Annotated in this window: 15 protein-coding genes; 10 read left to right on the top strand and 5 right to left on the bottom strand. The window is 65.3% G+C overall.

Annotated elements, in window-relative coordinates:
• The coding region (locus tag Q0176_RS06170; RefSeq protein WP_299300297.1) for an RAMP superfamily CRISPR-associated protein at positions 1–706 on the bottom strand (706 nt) is incomplete at its 3' end.
• Positions 703–1650: a type III-B CRISPR module RAMP protein Cmr1 gene (gene cmr1 / locus Q0176_RS06165; protein ID WP_299300295.1), complete on the bottom strand. Its 948-nt coding sequence runs from the start codon at positions 1648–1650 to the stop codon at positions 703–705. The genes Q0176_RS06170 and cmr1, both read right to left, overlap by 4 nt.
• A 234-nt stretch (positions 1651–1884) precedes the next feature.
• Here cmr1 and Q0176_RS06160 point away from each other — a divergent pair, with 234 nt between their 5' ends.
• Positions 1885–2664: a PhzF family phenazine biosynthesis protein gene (locus tag Q0176_RS06160; RefSeq protein WP_299300293.1), complete on the top strand. Its 780-nt coding sequence runs from the start codon at positions 1885–1887 to the stop codon at positions 2662–2664.
• Between the two features lie 28 nt (positions 2665–2692).
• On the opposite strand, the gene Q0176_RS06155 is transcribed toward Q0176_RS06160, so the two are convergent.
• The 3 genes from Q0176_RS06155 to nifJ all read right to left on the bottom strand — a co-directional run bounded on the left by Q0176_RS06155 (position 2693) and on the right by nifJ (position 9101).
• Entirely contained in the window at positions 2693–4423 is a 1731-nt protein-coding gene (locus Q0176_RS06155; RefSeq protein WP_299300291.1) for a DUF4153 domain-containing protein, read from the bottom strand.
• A gap of 30 nt (positions 4424–4453) precedes the next feature.
• On the bottom strand, positions 4454–5260 hold the full coding sequence (locus Q0176_RS06150) for a DUF2993 domain-containing protein (RefSeq protein ID WP_299300289.1): 807 nt from the start codon (positions 5258–5260) through the stop codon (positions 4454–4456).
• A 247-nt stretch (positions 5261–5507) separates the two neighbouring features.
• Positions 5508–9101: a pyruvate:ferredoxin (flavodoxin) oxidoreductase gene (gene nifJ / locus Q0176_RS06145; protein ID WP_299300287.1), complete on the bottom strand. Its 3594-nt coding sequence runs from the start codon at positions 9099–9101 to the stop codon at positions 5508–5510.
• A gap of 392 nt (positions 9102–9493) precedes the next feature.
• Here nifJ and Q0176_RS06140 point away from each other — a divergent pair, with 392 nt between their 5' ends.
• The 9 genes from Q0176_RS06140 (at position 9494) to Q0176_RS06100 (ending at position 19245) form a co-directional block, all read left to right on the top strand.
• On the top strand, positions 9494–11137 hold the full coding sequence (locus Q0176_RS06140; RefSeq protein ID WP_299300285.1) for a hypothetical protein: 1644 nt from the start codon (positions 9494–9496) through the stop codon (positions 11135–11137).
• A 580-nt stretch (positions 11138–11717) separates the two neighbouring features.
• Positions 11718–12287 carry a ribosome maturation factor RimP gene (rimP, locus tag Q0176_RS06135; protein ID WP_299300283.1) on the top strand — a complete coding sequence of 190 codons (570 nt, stop codon included), beginning with the start codon at positions 11718–11720 and terminating at the stop codon, positions 12285–12287.
• Positions 12288–13382, top strand: a complete 1095-nt coding sequence (nusA, locus tag Q0176_RS06130) for a transcription termination factor NusA (RefSeq protein ID WP_299300281.1) — start codon at positions 12288–12290, stop codon at positions 13380–13382. It abuts the gene before it with no gap.
• Position 13383: 1 nt separating this feature from the next.
• Complete coding sequence (locus tag Q0176_RS06125; RefSeq protein WP_299300279.1) at positions 13384–14028, top strand: YlxR family protein; 645 nt, start codon at positions 13384–13386, stop codon at positions 14026–14028.
• Positions 14029–14065: 37 nt separating this feature from the next.
• Positions 14066–15994: a translation initiation factor IF-2 gene (gene infB, locus Q0176_RS06120; protein ID WP_299300299.1), complete on the top strand. Its 1929-nt coding sequence runs from the start codon at positions 14066–14068 to the stop codon at positions 15992–15994.
• Positions 15995–16055: 61 nt separating this feature from the next.
• Positions 16056–16427, top strand: a complete 372-nt coding sequence (gene rbfA / locus Q0176_RS06115) for a 30S ribosome-binding factor RbfA (RefSeq protein ID WP_299300277.1) — start codon at positions 16056–16058, stop codon at positions 16425–16427.
• The gene (locus Q0176_RS06110; RefSeq protein WP_299300275.1) at positions 16420–17430 is read left to right on the top strand and encodes a bifunctional oligoribonuclease/PAP phosphatase NrnA; all 1011 of its coding nucleotides are present in this window, start codon (positions 16420–16422) and stop codon (positions 17428–17430) included. The genes rbfA and Q0176_RS06110 overlap by 8 nt, the downstream gene beginning before the upstream one ends.
• Entirely contained in the window at positions 17405–18322 is a 918-nt protein-coding gene (gene truB / locus Q0176_RS06105; protein WP_299300273.1) for a tRNA pseudouridine(55) synthase TruB, read from the top strand. Before Q0176_RS06110 ends, truB begins: the two co-directional genes overlap by 26 nt.
• Positions 18319–19245 (top strand): riboflavin kinase, encoded by a 927-nt coding sequence (locus Q0176_RS06100; protein WP_299300271.1) that lies wholly within the window; start codon positions 18319–18321, stop codon positions 19243–19245. Before truB ends, Q0176_RS06100 begins: the two co-directional genes overlap by 4 nt.
• Positions 19246–19328: the final 83 nt, after the last annotated feature.

The following is a 19328-nucleotide window of genomic DNA, read 5'->3' as shown; positions in this document are numbered from 1 at the left end:
TCTGGTCGCGTTCGCGCTCTCCCGGCAGGGGGGCGTAGAGCAGCCGCAGTTTCCCTTCCGTTCCGGCAGGGACGACCTCGTAGTAAATGGGCTGGGTTCCGGCCCGGCGGGCACGGTCATGGGGGTTGATCATCTCAAAGTTGACCTTGTCGAACCAGGTCGGATGGCAGACGAGGGCCCCGGATCGGAACCGTTCGTCCTCTCCTCTCTCGTTGCCGAAGAGGTGAAGGATCCAGGAGGGGTCCTGCCAGCCCTCCATCCTCATGTCGTGCTTTTCGAGATGCTCGGACAAGCCTGCCTGCATCCTGCAGGCCCATCGAAGAAGCCCCTTCCAGGAGGTCGCGGACATGAACGGCATCCCGAAGACCCGGTCCTTGCGAACCGGATTGTCCAGCACGTGGAGGGGGCGATCATCCTTCGAGTACCAGGGGGATGTGAGCCTGAAGGAAACGTCGATGGCGAACCAGTCGGGCTCCGGTAAAAATGCACGGGTATAGTCTGGTTCGAGATGAAGATCCGAGAGAAAAGAGTGTTTCCGTTCCTGAGCGACCGCCTGCTGCATGTAGTCTTGACGTGCCTCATCCTTCTTCTTGTCATGCCAAGCTCGGAGCAGACACCTATCCCCCAGGTCGACGAGATCGGTCGCGTTCTCTGGATTCTTGGACGCTTCGTTTTTGTCCAGGAAGGCGTAGTAATCGAAGGTCATGCCTGTTTTTCCCCCTTCCGGAATAGCTGGCCGAGGATCGCGTCCCCGGTGAGAAATTGCCAGCCGTCCTGCCCCCAAACATCCTCCAGACGTTTTCTCATTTCTTCAAATTCGATCAGTCCGGGTTTTACGAAACCGAAGGTCCTTGCGGGCTTCTTGAAGCTGAAAACCTTTTTGCTCTCAGCCTCAATCTTCCTTCTTGGATTCGGTTTCGGTCGGTATCCAGCGAGCCAGGAATCGCCCTGACTGCTTTGCTGCTTGGGCTCTGGGCGCTTGATGACACGATTAAATGAACTGGTGTTGTTGCCCTGTCGAGTCAAAGTTTGCCCGTTCACGCACCAGAAGTGCCGTAATGAAGCCCAGGCGAAGTCACCGTGATCAAGTTTCTGCCATTGCGACAGGTATTTTTTCAGGTCATCATGAGGTGCTTGAACGGATGATGGCGACGAGACGATATCGATCAAACCAAAATCTCTGTGGTGTGGTTCGTTTTCCCGACCGGATTCGTCGCTCGGCTTGAACACCGTCTTGCCGCCGATGGCCCCGTATTCGGCGATCAGGTGGAGCGTTGCGTCAAGGAGGCTCCACTCCTCAACGCGAATCGGACGGAGGGGAGTGAAGCGAAGGCTGAAATTGTGCTCTTTCTCAATCTGAGCCGCCTGGACGTTGCCGTCTTTGTCCAGAACCTCGAATCGGAACTTCCGGGCCCAGCCGGTGCAGCCAAACAGCTCGCAGACGACACAATGGTTGCGGCCTTCGCATTGTTTCCCTGTCGGATCACAGGCGTGACCATCCAGGCCGCGCACCAGCACCTCGAACCACCAGCGGATGGACCCCAGCAGGCCGGTGGTGATGAGGCGGTTGGGTTCTCTATCGGCGTCGCCGGTCCACAAATCCGTCTTTGCGCTGAGCTCATAGGTCCGTTCGCCATCTTCCACTATCATGGCGTACCTCCTTTGGCCGAAAATGTCATGTCCCCTGTACTTTTCTTCCCTAATTGAATTTTTATGTTCCTCTCAAACTGCTCGTGATGGTAATTTACCATATTTTTACCCTTGAAACGACGCTGTCCTACAAAAATCATTGAATTTATAATTCAAGCATCTCCTTCAATTTTTCAATTTGCTTGTTGCATCTGACTTGGCGAGCCAGCCAGGAAATAAAAGGAGGAAACAACAATGAAGCAGTATGTGGTGGATGCGTTTACCGACAGGGTGTTCGCGGGCAACCCTGCCGCCGTCTGTGTCATGGACCGGTGGCTGCCGGATGGGACGATGCGGAATATCGCGGTGGAGAACAATCTTTCCGAGAGCGCGTTCGTCGTCCCGGAGTCGGGGGGGTACCATCTTCGCTGGTTCACGCCGGGCGGGGAGATCGACCTGTGCGGCCATGCGACGCTGGCCTCGGCCTTCGTCCTGATGAACTTCGTCGACAGGGGCAGAGAGAGCGTCATCTTCGATACCCTGAGCGGAAAATTGACCGTGGAAAGACGCGGCGAGCTTTACGAGATGGACTTTCCCGCTTACGACCTGAAGCCGGTCGCCGTGACGGCCCGCATGACCGAGGCGATGGGCGCCGAGCCGAAGGAGGCCTACAGGGCCAGGGACCTGCTGTGCGTCTTCGACGACGAGGGAACGGTGAGGAACATGACCCCCGACATGGAGAGGGTCGCGGCGCTGGACGGGCTGCTCCTGCATGCGACGGCGCGGGGGCGGGACACGGACTGCGTGTCCCGCAGCTTCGCCCCGAAGCTCGGGGTTTCCGAGGATCCCGTGTGCGGTTCCGGCCACTGCCACATCGTTCCGTACTGGAGCAGAACGCTTCGGAAAGAGGACATCGTGGCCTACCAGGCCTCGAAACGCGGAGGGACCCTTTACTGCCGGATGGCGGGAGACAGAGTCCGGCTGGCCGGCAAGGCGGCGCTTTTCTCCACAGGGGAGATCCGTATCGGCGAGTGACGACGCGGCTCGCCGATACGCTTTTGGCCTATCTTGCCGTTTGGCTTCCCGGCCAGGGCAGGATGCGGTACCGGTCCCCCCGGATCGTCACGTCCCTGAACTGCGGTTCCGCAACGGATACGTCCCGGGAGGACAGCCCCTCCGGGGAAAAGTCGCCCTGAAAGAATCCCGCGACGTGCGGCTCTCCGGAGGCGACCTCCAGGACGAGTCCGGCCCCGGTCTGGATTATCAGGAGGGCCTCCCCGCCGTTTTCCCCTTCGGTCAGGACGTCCTCGAACACAAAGACCGCGTCGGAGCTGCGGTGCAGGGACCGCAGCACGCCGTCGTCCCCCTCCCAGAGCCGGATCAGGCGCTCGACCAGTTCCGGGGAGAGCCTGCGCCCGGCCGGGTAGACGGCGGCGTTGTGCAGGATGTCGCGCCTTTGCGATTCGGGAACCGTGCCGCTGCGCACGTCCCTCCAGTGTGCCAGGGGATCCACCCTCATGGCGGCCTCGATGCGCCGCCGGATGGCGTCCGCTCGGGGGTGCGCGGCCTCCCGCAGCCGTATCAGGGCATATTTGCCGTAGCGCCCGAGGCTGAAGCGCAGGTAGAGGTAGTCGAAGTCGGCAGGGGCGATCTGGCCGCCCAGCAGGCGGTCCACCTGGTTGTTCGCGGCCAGGCGGTAGGGGTCCAGGAGCGGGGAGTTCATCGCCACGACAAGCACGGACAGAATCAGAACCGAGGCGATGTTGATGCGTCCGATCGCGGACGGCCATTGCCGCAGCAGGACGGCGCCCGCGTAGCCAAGGCCCCAGATGCCCGTCACGACCACCAGGAATGCGGCGTGGATGCGGTCGACCGAAAGCCCGTACTGTTGAATCCTCAGTCCCAGCGAATAGAGGCAGAGCGCCGTGTAGGCGGGAAGGCAGAGCAGGGAGACCTTCGCCAGGGCCCCGACGGCCCGGTTGTTGAAGGGAGACCGGGTTCCGTCGAGCCACGCGGCGTTGGCAAGCAGGATGGTGCCCAGCTGGAGGAGCAGCATCAGAGAGCTGGCCTGGCCGGTGCTCCAGAGGGTCTTGAGCCCGGAGTAGGGCAGGCAGGCGATGAAAACGAAGGAGAGGGCCGAAAATGGGGGCAGGAGCCAGGCCAGGATGGACAGGATCCAGCGCCCCAGGGAATCGATGCCGGGGTGCTTGAGCGCCAGGGTGATGGAGAGGGCGACCGTGAGGCTCGTCAGGGGCGCCGCCACGAGCGGGTGGAACAGAATGCCCGGCACGAACGCCAGCCCGACGATGTCGAAGAGCAGGCTGGCGGTGAGGAGCAGCGCCCAGAAGACCACGGTCATGATGGCGGCCTGGAACAGCAGAAACACGTTGCGGCAGAGCTGGAAGAAGACGTCGGAGTAGGGGACGTGCCAGCTCCAGGTCGCAATGCGGCACTGGAAGAAGGGCAGAAGCAGGAAGGCGGCCATGCAGATCCTCAGCAGGTCCATGCTCTGGGAGGGCATGGAGAGGAACATGCCGTCGGGCGGATAGAGGGACCAGAGCCTGTAGGCGCAGAAGGTCGAGAGCACGAGGGTGAGCCCTCCCAAAAAGCGCTTGAGCCGCCTTCCCCAGTGCTCCTGGGCCAGCCAGAAGGCGAAGGGGAGGACGGTCAGCAGGGGCAGGGGCAGGGCCAGAAAGGGCCCGCTCCGGGTTACGGCGTACTGCCCCAACAGAAGCCCCTGCAGCAGGGCCGACAGGATCACCCAAAGGTAACGCTTGCGGTCGATTCCGTACATGGAAAGATGGAATGAATAAAAGGAACGCGGTCAGCGTGCCAGGTAGTGGTATGTGGCGCCCTGCTCGACCGGCTGCGGGGGAAGGCGCGTGGAGAGCAGCGCCGACCCCTGCTCCAACGTGACGGTGTGGAGCTTCAGGGGCAGGGGAAACCGGGCGAGGTCCAGCAGGGGCTGAATCTGCGACAGCGCCTTGTTCGTGATGTATTCGGGCAGGTCCAGCTTGTTGATGCGCACCTGGGGCCCGTCCAGCCAAAGCTCCTTGTGGTTGACGATCTTCAGCTTGCTGTCGATCTCTATCAGGATGTCCAATGTGACGAACAGGACCTTGGCCAGATACGTCCCCCTGCCCTTGAGCCCGGAGGGCGTGATGGCGAGCGTGATGTTCTTCCAGTGGTCGTCCTTGCCGAAGGTCTGGGCCTCCAGGCCCTTGTTGATGTCCTCCTCGAGGATGCGGCACGCCGCATAGATCTGAAGGGCATCCCGGCACTCGACGTCCCCGGAGACCCAATTCTCCGGCGCGTTGAACTGGACGTCGTTCATGCGGAAGGTCAGCCTGTCGATGCGGACGTCCTCGATCCTGACGCCCTTCAGGTCCATGAAGAGGTCGTGGAAACGCCCCGTGGCGTCCGGCTGCCCCACGACCGAGAGCGAGAGCTCCTCCGGGGCGAAGCGGTTCACGTAATAGGCCAGGAGGCGCGAGGTGTCGTCCGTGGGCTCGATCGCTCCCCGAAACTCGAAATCGGCGGCCCAAAGGGCGGATGCGGCGAGGGGCAGGGAGAAGCCTCCCTTCGCCAGAAGCGCCAGAAACACCAACAGAAGCAGCTTGATCGTCCTCAAGATGAAAGACCCCCTAACGGATTTCCATTCCCTTATTATAGCTCAGGGCGCATCGCTCGGTGCGGAGAGGGGCGACCGCAGCCCTGTCGTCCTTTCAGCTCATCGTTTCCTCCATACTCAAGGAAAGCGTAGCGGGGAGGAGGGGGATGTCGGTTCGCGAGAGCCCTGCCCGAGGAGAGAAAAGGCCGGGGAGGTTTCTCCCCGGCCCGGTCTTTCGATCAAAGTTTTCAGAGAATACCCTGCCCCGTTACGCCTTGATGGGCTGAGGGCCCATCTCCGCCAGCGCCTTGTAGGCCTCGTAGCGCTCCCTGGCCTCCTTCTCCGCCTGATCGAAGAGCGCGTCGGCGAGGTCCGGGAAGCCCTGCTTCAGGGCCGCGTAGCGCACCTCGCTCAGCAGGAAGTCCCGATAGCTGGCCTTCGGCTCCTTGGAGTCGAGGATGAAGGGGTTCTTGCCCTGCTCGGCCAGCTCGGGGTTGTAGCGGTACAGGTGCCAGTACCCCGCCTCGACGGCCTTCTTGCTCTGAGCCTGGGTCTTGCCCATGCCCGCCTTGATGCCGTGGTTGATGCAGGGCGCGTAGGCGATCACCAGAGACGGACCCTTGTGGGCCTCGGCCTCGGCCAGGGCCTTGAGCAGCTGGTTCTTGTCCGCCCCCATCGCGACCTGCGCGACGTAGACGTGCCCGTAGGTCATGGCCATGCGCCCCAGGTCCTTCTTGCGCACGCGTTTGCCGCTTGCCGCGAACTTGGCGATGGCGGCCGTCGGCGTGGACTTGGAGGACTGGCCGCCCGTGTTGGAGTAGACCTCGGTGTCCATCACCAGGATGTTGACGTCCTCCCCGCTGCCCAGCACGTGGTCGAGCCCGCCGTAGCCGATGTCGTAGGCCCAGCCGTCGCCGCCGAAGATCCAGACGGACTTCTTGACCAGGTAGTCCCGGAACTGCTCGATCTGCGCGTACTCGCGGAGCACCGCCTCGTCGTCGCAGCCGCACTCGCCGCAGGAGCAGCAGAACATCTTGTCCAGCAGCTCCTCGACCCTGGCGGCCGACTCGCGGGATTTCTCGCCGTCCTCGTGGGTGTCCAGCCACTCCTGAAGCACGGCCTTGTCCTCCTGGGGGATGTCCAGCTTCAGCAGGTTCTCCATGGCCTCGACCAGATAGCCCACCATCACGTTGAGCGAGAGCTTCATCCCGAATCCGTACTCGGCGTTGTCCTCGAAGAGGGAGTTCGCCCACGCAGGTCCACGCCCCTTGGCATTGGTCGTGTAGGGCATGCTGGGCGCCGAACCGCCCCAGATGGAGGAACAGCCCGTGGCGTTGGCGATGATCATGCGGTCGCCGAACAGCTGGGTGATCAGCTTGGTGTAGGGCGTCTCGCCGCAGCCCGAGCAGGCGCCGCTGAACTCCAGCAGCGGGCGCTGGAACTGGCTGCCCTGAACGGTGAACTTGCTGCCCGCGTTCTCCTTGTCCTGGACGTTCTCGATGGCGAAGGTCCAGTTGTCGATCTCGCCGTCCTGAGTGGCGATGGGCTTCATCTCCAGGGCGCTGGCGGGGCAGATGTCCGCGCAGTTCCCGCAGCCCATGCAGTCCAGCGGATCGACCTGTATCTTGTACTTGTAGCCGGCGTCCTTGAGGGCCTTACCCTTGCAGTCGACGGCGCCGAACCCCTCGGGGGCCGCGGCCTGCTCGTCCGCGTCCAGCAGGAAGGGGCGGATCGAGGCGTGCGGGCACACCATGGCGCACTGGTTGCACTGGATGCACTTTTCGCTCTTCCACTCGGGCACGTTCACGGCGACGCCGCGCTTCTCGAAGGCTGCGGTCCCGGACGGGAAGCTGCCGTCCTCGCGGCCGACGAAGGCGCTCACGGGCAGGCTGTCGCCTTCCTGCGCGTTGATCGTGGCGCACTGCTCCGACGCGAACTCCGGGACCTCCGAGGGCATCCCGCGCTTCTCCACCGTCTTGTCCGGGGCCTCGAGCCAGGACGCCGGGATCTTGATCTCGATAATGTTGTCCAGCCCGGTGTCGACCGCGGCGTGGTTCATCTTCACGACGTTCTCGCCCTTCTTGCCGTAGGACTTCTCGATGGCGTCCTTCATGTACTTCACGGCGTCCTCGATCGGGATGACGTTCGCCAGCTTGAAGAACGCGGACTGCATGATCGTGTTGGTGCGGTTGCCAAGCCCCAGCTTCTCCGCCTCGTCCACGGCGTTGATGACGTAGAACTTCGCTTCCTGCTTTGCGAGCTGGCGCTTGAGCTTGGCGGGAAGGTGCTCCTCGAGCTGCTCGAGCGTCGTCCACTGCGTGTTGAGCAGGAACGTCCCGCCCTTCTTGAGCCCCGAGGCGACGTTGTATTGATGGACGTACTCCTGCTTGTGGCAGGCGATGAAGTTGGCCGCGTCGATGAGATAGGTGGACTTGATCGGGGACCTGCCGAAGCGCAGGTGCGACACCGTGATGCCGCCGGACTTCTTGGAGTCGTAGGCAAAGTAGCCCTGGGCGTAGAGATCCGTGTGGTCGCCGATTATTTTGATGGAGTTCTTGTTGGCCCCGACGGTGCCGTCGGAGCCCAGCCCCCAGAACTTGCAGCAGACCGTTCCCTCGGCCGCGGCCTCGACGTCCTCCAGAACGGGCAGGGAGCTGTCGCTGACGTCGTCGACGATGCCGATGGTGAAGCGGTTGCGGGGCTCGTAGAGCTCGAGGTTGTCGAATACGGTCTTGATGTGGCTGGGGGTCGTGTCCTTGGAACCCAGCCCGTAGCGGCCGCCGACGATCCGGGGCGCGGAGCCGCCCTTGTCGAAGAACAGGGTGCGGACGTCCTCATAGAGGGGCTCGCCCAGGGAGCCGGGCTCCTTGCAGCGGTCCAGAACCGCGATGGCCTCGACGGTGGAGGGCAGCACGCGGAAGAAGTATTTCGGGGAGAAGGGACGGTACAGGTGCACCTCGACCACCCCGACCTTTTTGCCCCGTGCGTTCAGGTAGTCGACGGTCTCCTCGATGGCCTGGCAGACGGATCCCATCGCGACGATGACGTGCTTCGCGTCCGGCGCGCCGTAGTACGTGAAGGGGTGATAGCTGCGCCCCGTGAGCTTCTTGATCTCCTGCATGTAGCCCTCGACGACGTCGGGGATGTCCTCGTAGAAGGGCTGCGACGCCTCCTTGGCCTGGAAGAAGATGTCCGGGTTCTGCGCCGTCCCCTTCTGGAAGGGGTTCTCGGGCCTCATGGCCCGCGAGCGGAACATGTCGATGGCGTCATAGTCCACCAGCCCGGCGAGATCGTCGTAGTCGAGCGCGTCGATCTTCTGGATCTCGTGGGAGGTGCGGAAGCCGTCGAAGAAGTGCAGGAAGGGAACGCTCGTCCTGAGGGTCGAGAGGTGCGCGACGGCGGCCAGGTCCATGGTCTCCTGGACGCTCCCGGCGGCGAGCATCGCAAACCCCGTCATGCGCGCGGACATGACGTCGCTGTGGTCGCCGAAGATGGAGAGGGCGTGCCCCGCGATGGCCCGGGCCGAGACGTGGAAGACGCACGGCATCAGCTCTCCCGCGATCTTGAACATGTTGGGTATCATCAGCAGCAGCCCCTGGGACGCCGTGAACGTGGTGGCCAGCGCTCCCGCCGACAGGGCCCCGTGCACGGCGCCCGCGGCGCCCCCCTCGGACTGGAGCTCCGTGACCTTGACGGTCTGCCCGAAGATGTTTTTGCGCCCGTGAGCCGCCCACTCGTCGATCAGCTCGGGCATGGTCGACGACGGCGTGATGGGATAGATCGCCGCGACCTCGGAGAACGCGTAGGCGACGTGCGCCGCCGCCGCGTTTCCGTCCATAGTTTTCCAGTGCCTCTTTGCCATTTCTGAAACCCCTCCTCGAATACTTGCCCCGGGCGTCCCGGACCGTCCGGAAACCTCCCGGAAAAGAACCCCCAACCCAACCAAAAACACGAAGAACACGAAACCTCCAAACGCAAAAAGCACAAAAAGTTTTCACAGAGGTCCTCTGCGAAAACGCCGATTCCGCGTTCGGTTTTTCATCGACATTCATTTTACTACAAGCCTGCTTTCTTTATATAAAAAGGCGCGTTCGAACTTTGCCGAAAATGCCTATATTGTTCGCGTCCGGCCGAAGAAGATTACGATTGCGCTGTTACGACGGTATAATAGCGGGGCGCTCCGCGCGAGGGGGCGGGGCGCTTGTTTTTGTCGTTGGGTTTGTTCCGTAACTCGGAAAGAAAGGGGTTTTGTCCATGTCGATACGGAAGAAAGGTCTTTTGAGGATTGTCGTCTGCCTCATCGCCGCCGTCCTGCTACTTGCGGGGAACTCGGACGCTGCGACGTTCACGGTGACGACGAACGCGGACAGCGGGCCGGGCTCGCTGCGGCAGGCCGTCCTGGATGCGAACGCGACCGTCGATCTCGACGAAATTCAGGTCGGCGCCGGGGTGGGGGTCATCACGCTCACCTCGGAGGTGAACATCTCCTCCCCGCTCATGATAAGAGGCGGCGGTGCGACCGTGAAGGGGAGCTCGACGCGCCTCTTCAGCGTCACGGGGGGGACGGTGGGGTTCGACCGAATCACCTTCACGGGTGGCAAGTCCTTCTCCGGAAACGGCGGAGCGGTGAATATCGAGGGGGACGCGAAGGCGGACTTCGCGAACTGCACGTTCTTCAACAACGATGCGGGCAGCCGCGGCGGCGCTGTGTGCGTGGCCGGGACCAGGCTTGACTCGACGACGTTCCTGAACTGCACGATCGCGGGCAACAGTGCGGAGCGAGGCGGGGGCGTCGCCGTTCTCCTTGGCGCCGTCAGTTTCGCGGGGTCCATCGTCACCGGCAACGCGGAGCGAGGCGGGCTGGCGCAGGGCGCCGACGTCTACGCGGACTCCGGCGGAAGCGTCTTCGGCAGCGGGCGCTACAACGTGATCGGACAGACGAACGCGCCGGCCTCCTTCGGCTCGGCCCAGGGCAACCACACCTCCGTCAGCTCGGCGGACGTGTTTTTCACCATCCCTCTGGCCCTCGTGTCCATGGATGGAGCGCGGGTGCTCAAGCTCTCCAGCCTGTCCGGAAACGTCGCGCGCGATCTGATCCCGGAGGGCTCCGCAGGCTTCCCCGACGTGGACGAGCGGGGGGCCAAGCGTCCCCAGCTCCTGGGGCTGGACGCGGGCGCGTTCGAGCTGAGTCCCATCCCCATAGCGAGCGTCGACCTCAAGGGGAGCCCCTACATCCAGCTGGGCACGACGGCGCCGTATACGGCCGGGGTTCATCCGGCCGACGCCACCCGGAACATCCGAGCCTACAAGGACGGGATCGAGTGGTCCGTCAGCGATGCAGGGGTCATCTCGGTTGACGCCTCCGGCGTCGTCTCGGCCCTGAGGACGGGCGACGCCATCCTCTACGCCAGGGCGCACGGCTGGGACGCCGCGGGCAACACGACCGTGTCCTCCACGGTCTCGCTCAAGATTCGCGTGGGCACCACGCCGCTTCCCGTCCCTGAGGTTACCGTCAAGGCCCTGAGCGGCGTCACCATGAAGACCAACACCACCCGGACGGTCAAGCCGGAAGTCGTCGTCAGCCTGGCGGGCGTCCCGGCGGAGATGGACTACAGGCTCACGGTCTCCTCCTCGAACCCCGGCGTCGCCTCCGCGGACGTGGCGGCTGACGGCAAATCGATCCTGATGGCGGCGAGGGCCTTGGGGACGAGCGAGATTACGGTGACCGCCTCGTCCAGGAACAGCGCGGGAACGGGCACCAGCGCCCCGGTGACCTTCACCCTCACGGTCTCGGACAAGAAAGGCTCCGGCAAGAAGGGCGGCGGCGGCTGCGACGCGGGATTCGGCGGATTGGCACTGACTCTTGCAGCTCTCTTCCTTTTGAGGAGAAAGGCATAGCCTTCTGAATAAAAGCAGCTAGTCCCTTCAGGGGCGACGCGGGATTCGGAGGAATGGCCTTGGCTCTTGCAGCCCTCTTCCTTTTGAGGAGAAAGGCATAGTTCCCGAGCAGAGGCAGCTGGTCCGTTAAGCAGGCGACCGCCTTCCGCGAGGCGCTAGCCTCGCGGGGCGTGTCGTTCGCTTACGTCGATGCGCGGCACCGTTGCCGCGCTATCGACGCCGGCAGGCGACCAGCTCTGGTAAAGCCCCTGAGCGATTCGCACAGCTCGTTCCTCGCTGGCTTTCTGCTTATCCGCGGGCTTCTGCCCGCGGATGCTGTGTCGTTCGCTTATGTCGAACGGCAACACAGTTGTTGCTGTTCGGCGCAGCAGGCGACCGCCTTCCGCGAGGCGGCACGGCTTCGCCGCCCTGTCCGTCCTTGCTTTTGTCCTCACGCTCGTGTATACTGAGGGCACTTCGATAGAAATTGCCGAAGGAGTGGGCCTGTGCCCGCTCCTTTTTCTTTGGATTTTACTGTATTTCGCAGGCGTCGCATCGCGCTGTGGAGAGGAGCGTGTGGCCTTTGGAGGGCGGGGGAACGATGTGTCGGATGGAGTCTCTGGAACGGCCCATCCGCGAGCTGGTCGAGCGTTTGGGGTACGAGTGCGTTCACGTCGGCGTCGGGACGGATTCCGCGCAGCGGAGGGTCCGTGTCCTCATCGATTCCCTGGGGGGGATCGCCGTTTCCGACTGCGAGACGGTGTCGCGGGCGGTCAATCGCTTCCTGGACGAGAACGACATCCCGGAGCTCGAGGGGCGCTACTATCTCGAGGTCAGTTCTCCGGGGGTGGAGCGTCCGCTCTTCACGCCGGAGCATTACGCGCGCTTTCGGGGACGGGAGGCGCGCATCCGCCTCACCGAGCCCATGGGGGGGCGCAAGGGCCTGACGGGGGAGATCCTGTCGGCGGACGAGGACTCGGTGGTCCTGTTCGTGCCCGACGAGGAGCGCGAGATCGCCGTCCCGTTCGGCAACATCAGGAGCGGCTCGCTGGTCTTCCGGGGGTTCGAACCGCAGGCCCCGAAAAAGCATAAGAAGGGCGGGAGGTCCGGATCCGACGGAGGACCCCGGACGGGCGAGGACAACGGGAAACATCGTGAGGAGGAACTTTAGATGCAGCTGGGGCGCGAGTTTGTGAGGGCTCTGAGCCAGATCGCCAAGGATCGCAATCTGTCTCAGGAGCTGATCGTATCGAGTCTTGAGGCGGCTCTGATCTCCGCCTACAAAAAATATCAGGGCGGCAACCAGGAGGCCGAGGTCCTCGTGGACTTTGAGACCGGCGATGTCGTGGTCAGCGAGCTGCGCACCGTCGTGGAGACGCTGGAGTCCCCCGACACGGAGATCACGCTCGAGGACGCCCGAAGGCTGGGATACGAGGACGCCGCGCTGGGCGACGTCCTGCGGCTGGAGAAGAACCCCGGCGACTTCGGGCGGATCGCCGCCCAGACCGCCCGCCAGGTGATCATTCAGCGCCTGAAGGACGCCGAGCGCCAGGTGATCTACGACGAGTTCTCCGACAAGGTCGGGGAGATGATGACCGGCGTGGTCTTCAAGTCGGAGAACGACCAGGTCCTGGTGCGCCTCAACGAGCGCACCGAGGCCATCCTGCCGCGCAAGGAGCGGATCCCCGGGGAGAAATACGTCCCCGGAGACTACATGAAGTTCTACGTCCTGGATGTCCGGCAGATGACGCGGGGCCCCAGGATCGTCGTATCCCGGACGCACCCGGGCCTTCTCAGGAAGCTGATGGAGCTCGAGATCCCGGAGGTGCAGGACGGGGTGATCGAGATCCGCAACATCGTCCGGGAGGGGGGGGCGCGCGCCAAGGTGGCCCTGATGACCCTGGACGCCAACGTCGACCCGGTCGGGGCGTGCGTGGGCAATGCCGGGGCGAGGATCAAGGCGATCAGCAAGGAGCTGATGGGCGAGAAGATCGACGTCATCATCTGGAGCGGCGATCCCCTGGTGTACATCCGCAACGCCCTCTCGCCCGCCAAGGTCGCCAGGGTCGAGCCGGTGCTCGATCAGGAGCATGCGGTCCGGGCGTACGTCTATCCCGACCAGCTTTCCCTGGCCATCGGCAAGGCGGGACAGAACGTCCGGCTGGCGGCGCGCCTGACGGGCTGGAAGATCGACATCGACGCCCTCGAGGTCGAACGCATGCCGACGCTGCAGGACATCTTCCACGACATCGTGGAGGACGAGTAGCGTGAGCCAGCCGGGCCCGCGGCAAAAACCCCGGACCTGCGTCGGGTGCCGGGAGGAGTCGCCCAGGAGGGCCCTGATCCGCGTTGTCCGCTCCCCTGACGGCTCGGTCGTGGTGGACGAGCGCGGCAAACTCCCCGGCCGCGGCGCCTATCTCTGCGCGAGGCGGGAGTGCCTGGAGAGGGCGAGGAAGAGCGGCGCTCTCGCCCGTGCGCTCAGGACGGCGGTCCCCGAATCCTGCTACGCGGAGCTGGAGCGCCGCATCGAGGAGGAGGGCACGGCACACGCCGATCCGGAGGAGCGTCTGCACGAGATCTGCGCCCTGCTCGGGCTCTCCCGCAGGGCGGGGATGGTCCTCGTCGGCTCGGATAGTGTACAATCGCAGTGCGGCAGGGGCCCCCTGCTGCTCCTGACCGCGGAGGACTGTTCCGCGTCCGTGCTGGAGTTCGCTGACAGGCTGGCCTCGGCCGGCGCGCGGGCCCATACGCATATTCGCGCGCCCTTGAGCGTCGAGCGGCTGTCCCTGGCCCTGGGGACGGGGCGCGTACAGGTGATTGCCCTGCCGGGCCGGAGCGGCCTGGCGGATAGGATAAAGGTCTTGCTTGGGGAAGGGGGACGTGCCCTTGAACAACAGAATACGGGTTTATGAATTGGCGAAGATGCTGGGGAAGAGCAACAAGGACCTGATGAAGGTGCTGCAGGATCTGGGCGTCGAGGTGAAGACGCACATGAGCTCCATCGACGGCGAGACCGCTCAGCTGGTGGAGGACGCCCTGTCCTCTCCGGCGGGCGGGGCGAAGCCGGAGGCCGGGGCCGGCGGGGACGGGAGGAGGACGGTCGAGATCGGGGAACGGGCCACGATCAAGGCCGCGGCGGAGAAGATCGGGGTTTCCAGCGCGGAGGCGGTGAAGGCCCTGATGAAGGCCGGCCTGATGGTCCCCGCGACCGCGTCCGCCGACGCTAAGGTTCGGGAGGTCCTCTCGGGGGCCTTCGGGGTGGAGTTCGTCCTTCGGCCTGAGGAGAAGCCTGAGGCCGAGGGGAAGGGGGAGGCCGGGAAGGGGCCGAAACGGGACGCGAAGCCCAAGCCCGCGGGGCAGCCGGCCGTCCTGACGGAGCGTCCTCCCATCGTCACGGTCATGGGGCACGTGGACCACGGGAAGACGACGCTGCTGGACCAGATCCGCCACGCCAACGTGACCGCGCAGGAGGCCGGGGGGATCACGCAGCATATCGGCGCCTACATCGTCACGCACGACAAGAAGCCGATCGTCTTCCTGGACACCCCCGGACACGAGGCCTTTACGGCGATGCGCGCGCGGGGCGCGAGCGTGACGGACATCGTCATCCTGGTCGTGGCCGCCGACGACGGGGTCATGCCCCAGACGCGGGAGGCGATCGATCACGTGAAGGCGGCGAAGGTCCCGATCGTGGTGGCGGTGAACAAGGTGGACAAGCCCACGGCCAAGCCGGACCGCGTCCGCCAGCAGCTCTCGGACGTCGGCTTGGTCCCGGAGGAGTGGGGCGGCGACGTGGTGATGGTGGACGTCTCCGCCAAGACGGGCGACGGCATCCCCCAGCTTCTGGAGATGGTGCTCCTGGTCGCGGAGATGCAGGAGCTGAAGGGGAACCCCGGGGCGTCCCCGTCGGGCGTCGTCGTGGAGGCCCAGCTGGACAAGGGCAAGGGCCCCGTGGCGACCGTCATCGTGCAGCAGGGCACGCTGCAGCGCGGCGACATCGTCCTCTTCGGCTCGGCGTGGGGAAAGGTCAGGGCCCTGTTCGACTGGGCGGGCAAGCCGATCAAGAAGGCCGGCCCGAGCATCCCCGCGGAGATCCTGGGCCTGGACGAGGTCCCGCAGCCCGGGGAGACCTTCACCGTCGTGAAGAGCGAGCGGGAGGCGCGCAGCGCCCTGGCGGACAGCCGCGCCCGCGAGCGGGACGCGGGGGCCCCTTCGAAGCGGGCGTCCCTGGAGGACCTCTACGCCCAGATGCAGGCGGGGCAGATCCCGCAGCTCAGCCTTGTGGTGAAGTGCGACGTGCAGGGCTCCCTGGAGGCCCTGGCCGCCTCCCTCGAGAAGCTGGCGACCAACGAGGTGGGGGTCACCATCGTGCACCGGGGCGTCGGGCGCATCGCGGAGTCCGACGTGATGCTGGCCTCGACCTCCAACGCGGTCATCGTCGGCTTCAACGTCCGACCGGACGCCAACGCCAGGCGGGCCGCCGAGGTGAGCGGGGTGGAGATCCGGACCTACAACATCATCTACGACGTCATTGACGACGTCAAGGCCGCGATGAGCGGGCTCCTGAAGCCCAACCTCAGGGAGGAGCGCCTGGGCGAGGTGGAGATCCGGGAGATCTTCAAGATCCCGAAGGCGGGCAAGATCGCCGGCTGCCACGTCATGCAGGGGCTGGTCCGCCGCAACGCGCGGGTGCGCGTCGTGCGCGCGGGGATCGTCATCTGGGACGGCGGCATCGCGACGCTCCGCCACTTCAAGGACGAGGCCCGCGAGGTCAAGGCGGGGTTCGACTGCGGCATCGCGCTCGAGGGGTTCCAGGACTTCGAGGTCGGCGACGTCCTGGAGGTCTACGAGGTCGTCGAGGAGAAGCGCAGTCTGTAAACCGAACGGGGCGGCGGGATCGGAAGGAATAAAGGGGTGAAGGGGTTTGGGGACGTTTCGCATGGCGCGAATCAACAAGCAGCTTCAGCGGGAGATCGCCCTTCTGCTGGAGCACCGCATCAAGAACGAGGCCGTGAAGGACGCCATCATCACGGGCGTGGAATGTTCCCGGGACCTGGAACACGCGCGGGTGTTCTTCACCGCCGTGGACCCGGACCGGCGCGCCGCCCTCCAGGAGGAGCTCCAGTGTGTGAAGGGGGTGCTTCGGACCCTGCTGGGCCAGGTCCTGACCCTGCGCCATATCCCGGCCCTGGATTTCGTCCCGGACCGGAGCGTGGACTATGGGGAGAGGATCGACGGGATCCTGCATCGCCTGGGGCTCGACTCCCTTCCCGGGCAGGAGGGCGGTTCGGAGGAGGAGACGGATGACTGAGCGTTCCGCGCCCTGTTTTTCCGAGGTGTCCGCACTTCTGAGGGCGTTCCCCCGCTGGACGCTGTTCATCCACCAGAAGGCCGACGGGGACGCCGTCGGTTCGGCGTCGGCGCTCTTCGAGGCCGGCGTGCTTCTGGGGCGCCGGGTGCGCTGGATGGGACCCGACGCGTCGCTTCCCCTGCCCTACCGCTTCCTGCCCCACACGGACGAATACCTTTTCCGCGAGGAGCTCGCCTTTGACGATACGGGGGAGCTCTACGTCTTTCTGGACTCCTCGAACGAGGAGCGCGGGGTCCGGGGCGTCGGGGGCCGCGCTCCGGGGACGGTCGTCCTGAACTTGGACCACCACGAGGACAACTCCCGATACGGGACCCTGAACTGCGTCGACCCCTCCTGCTCCTCGACCACGGAGCTCCTGTACCGCCTTTTCAGGGCGGAGGGCTGGACGGTGACGGCGACGATCGCCGAGAGCCTGTACACCGGGCTCGTCACGGACACCGGGGCCTTCATGTTCAGCAACACGACGCCGCGGGCTCACCGCATGGCGGCGGACCTCCTGGAGCTGGGGGTGGACCCGTCGCGGATCGAGGCGCATATCTACCACAACCGATCGCTGAAGGCCATGGCGCTCTGGGCGCAGGCCCTCTCCCGCATCGAGGTCTGGGGGAAGGACGGGGAGTTCTCCCTGTCGTGGCTCTCGCACGGCGACTTCGCCGGGACGGGTTCTCAGGCCGCGGACACCGAGGGGCTGGTCAATCAGCTGCTGACGATCCGTGGGATCCGCTTCGCCATGCTCCTCTCCGAGCTGGAGCCGGGGCGGGTCAAGATCAGCTTCCGTTCCGAGGAGGGCATGGTCCCGGCCGCGGTCGTCGCCCGGAGTCTCGGAGGGGGCGGGCACCCCAGGGCCGCCGGGGCGACCCTGGAGGGCACCGTGAAGGACGTCGTGCGAAAGGTTCGGTCCGCATTGGAAGAACGCCATGCCGAATGGGCTGCTGCTCATTGACAAGCCGGAGGGCGTCCGGAGCACGGACTGCGTCGCCCGGGTGCGGCGGGCCTTCGGCAGGGGCACGCGCGTCGGGCATGCCGGCACCCTGGACTCCACGGCTTCGGGGCTCCTGGTCGTCCTCGTGGGGTCCGCGACGCGCCTCTCGGACTACGTGATGCGGCTTCCCAAGGTCTACAGGGCGTCGGTGCGCCTGGGGGCGGAGACGGACACCTGCGACCGAACCGGCAAGGTGGTCTTCCGCGGCGACGCCGCCTGCGCGGACGAGGCCGCCCTCGACCGGATCCTGCCCTCCTTCTGGGGCATGAGGATGCAGCGGCCCCCCGAGATCTCCGCCCTGAAGGTGAACGGGGAACCCTCGCACCGTCTGGCCCGTTCCGGGCGGGGCGGAGCCCTGCCGGAGCGGCCGGTGATGATGGAGAGCGTCCGCCGCTCCGCTTTGGCGGACGGCTGCGTCGAGATCGAGGTCGTCTGCGGCAGGGGCACCTATATCCGCAGCCTCGCGCGGGACATCGGGGCCAGGCTGGGCTGCGGCGCTCACATCGAGGCCCTGCGCCGCCTCTCGATCGGCCCCTTCCTCGTCTCGGAGGCCCTGTCCTTCCCCCCGGACCCCGGCGTGCCGCTGCGCTCCCCGAGGGAGGCCGTCGCCCCCTTCCACCGGATCCTCCTGACGGAGCGGGCGGAGGCGCGCCTTCGGAACGGCCTTCCCGTGCCCCTGCGGGAGGCCGGCCGCTATGTCCCCGGGACCGTGGGGCTCGCGGGCGGCCTGTGCGTCGAGGGGGCCGGGATGATCGGCTTTGTCGACAGGGAGGCCGGGGAGAAGGGCGCGGGAGAGATTCTGCTGAGGCCCCGGGCCAACATCTCCGTTCGGGATGAGGCGGAGGGGACATGATCCTGGTCCTGGGGGCCTTCGACGGTTTCCATCGCGGGCACGTCCGCCTTCTGGGCCGGGCCCGGTCCATGGCGTGTTCCATGGGCACGGACTGGGGGGTCGCGACCTTCTCCCCGCACCCGGGGCTCGTGTTGGGGACGATGCGCTCGACCCTCTTCAACTCGGGAGAATGGGAGCTCATCCGGTGTGTCCTGGGGATCCCGCACCTGATCGTCCTCCCGTTCGACGAGCGCCTGAGGAACCTCTCCCCCCGCGATTTCTGGGTGGAGCTGAAACGCCTGACGGACGTGGAGGGCATCGTCGTGGGCAGGGATTTTCGGTTCGGGTTCGAGGGGAGGGGGTCGGCGTCCCTCCTCGAGTCGTTCTGCCGCGAGGACGGAGCGGCGTTCTTCGCGGAGGACCTGCTGGAAGGCGAGGGTGGGGGAAAAATCTCCAGCTCCGCGATCCGCAGCCGGGTGCGGCGGGGGGACGTCTCGGGCGCCGCGGCCGACCTGGGGTACCCCTGGTTCCTCCGGACGGACGTCCTGCACGGGGACGAGCGGGGGCGCAGGCTGGGATACCCGACGGCGAACCTGAACATCGGAGGACCGAGGACGCTTCCGGCCGACGGCGTCTATGCCGTGTCCCTGATCGCCCGGGGGGGCTGGCGCTGCGGCGCTCTCTCGGTAGGCCGCAACCCGACCTTCGACGACGTCCGTGAGCGGCGCGCCGAGGTCTTCATCCTGGACTTCGAGGGGGACCTCTATGGGGCGGAGCTGGCCGTGTTCTTCCTGGAGCGGCTCAGGCCCGAGCGGCGCTTTCCGGATGCCGCGCGTCTGACGGAGCAGATCGCCGCGGACGTGGCGCGCTGCCGCACGGTTTACGAGGAGCGCATGAGCGCGGACCCGGAGCTCTTCGGGGCCTTTCTGCGATGTTTTCATTAGATATGGGGGTCTTCGTGGATTGAATCAGTGTTTCCCCGGGTTCCGTCCGGGGTTCCCGGGGGACGCGTCCCCCGGGCGGGGCG

The organism is uncultured Fretibacterium sp., assembly GCF_938040765.1.
In the GTDB taxonomy this organism is placed as follows: Bacteria; Synergistota; Synergistia; order Synergistales; family Aminobacteriaceae; genus CAJPSE01.
Note: the sequence above shows the minus strand (reverse complement) of the source record. Positions and strands in the feature narration are given on the sequence as shown.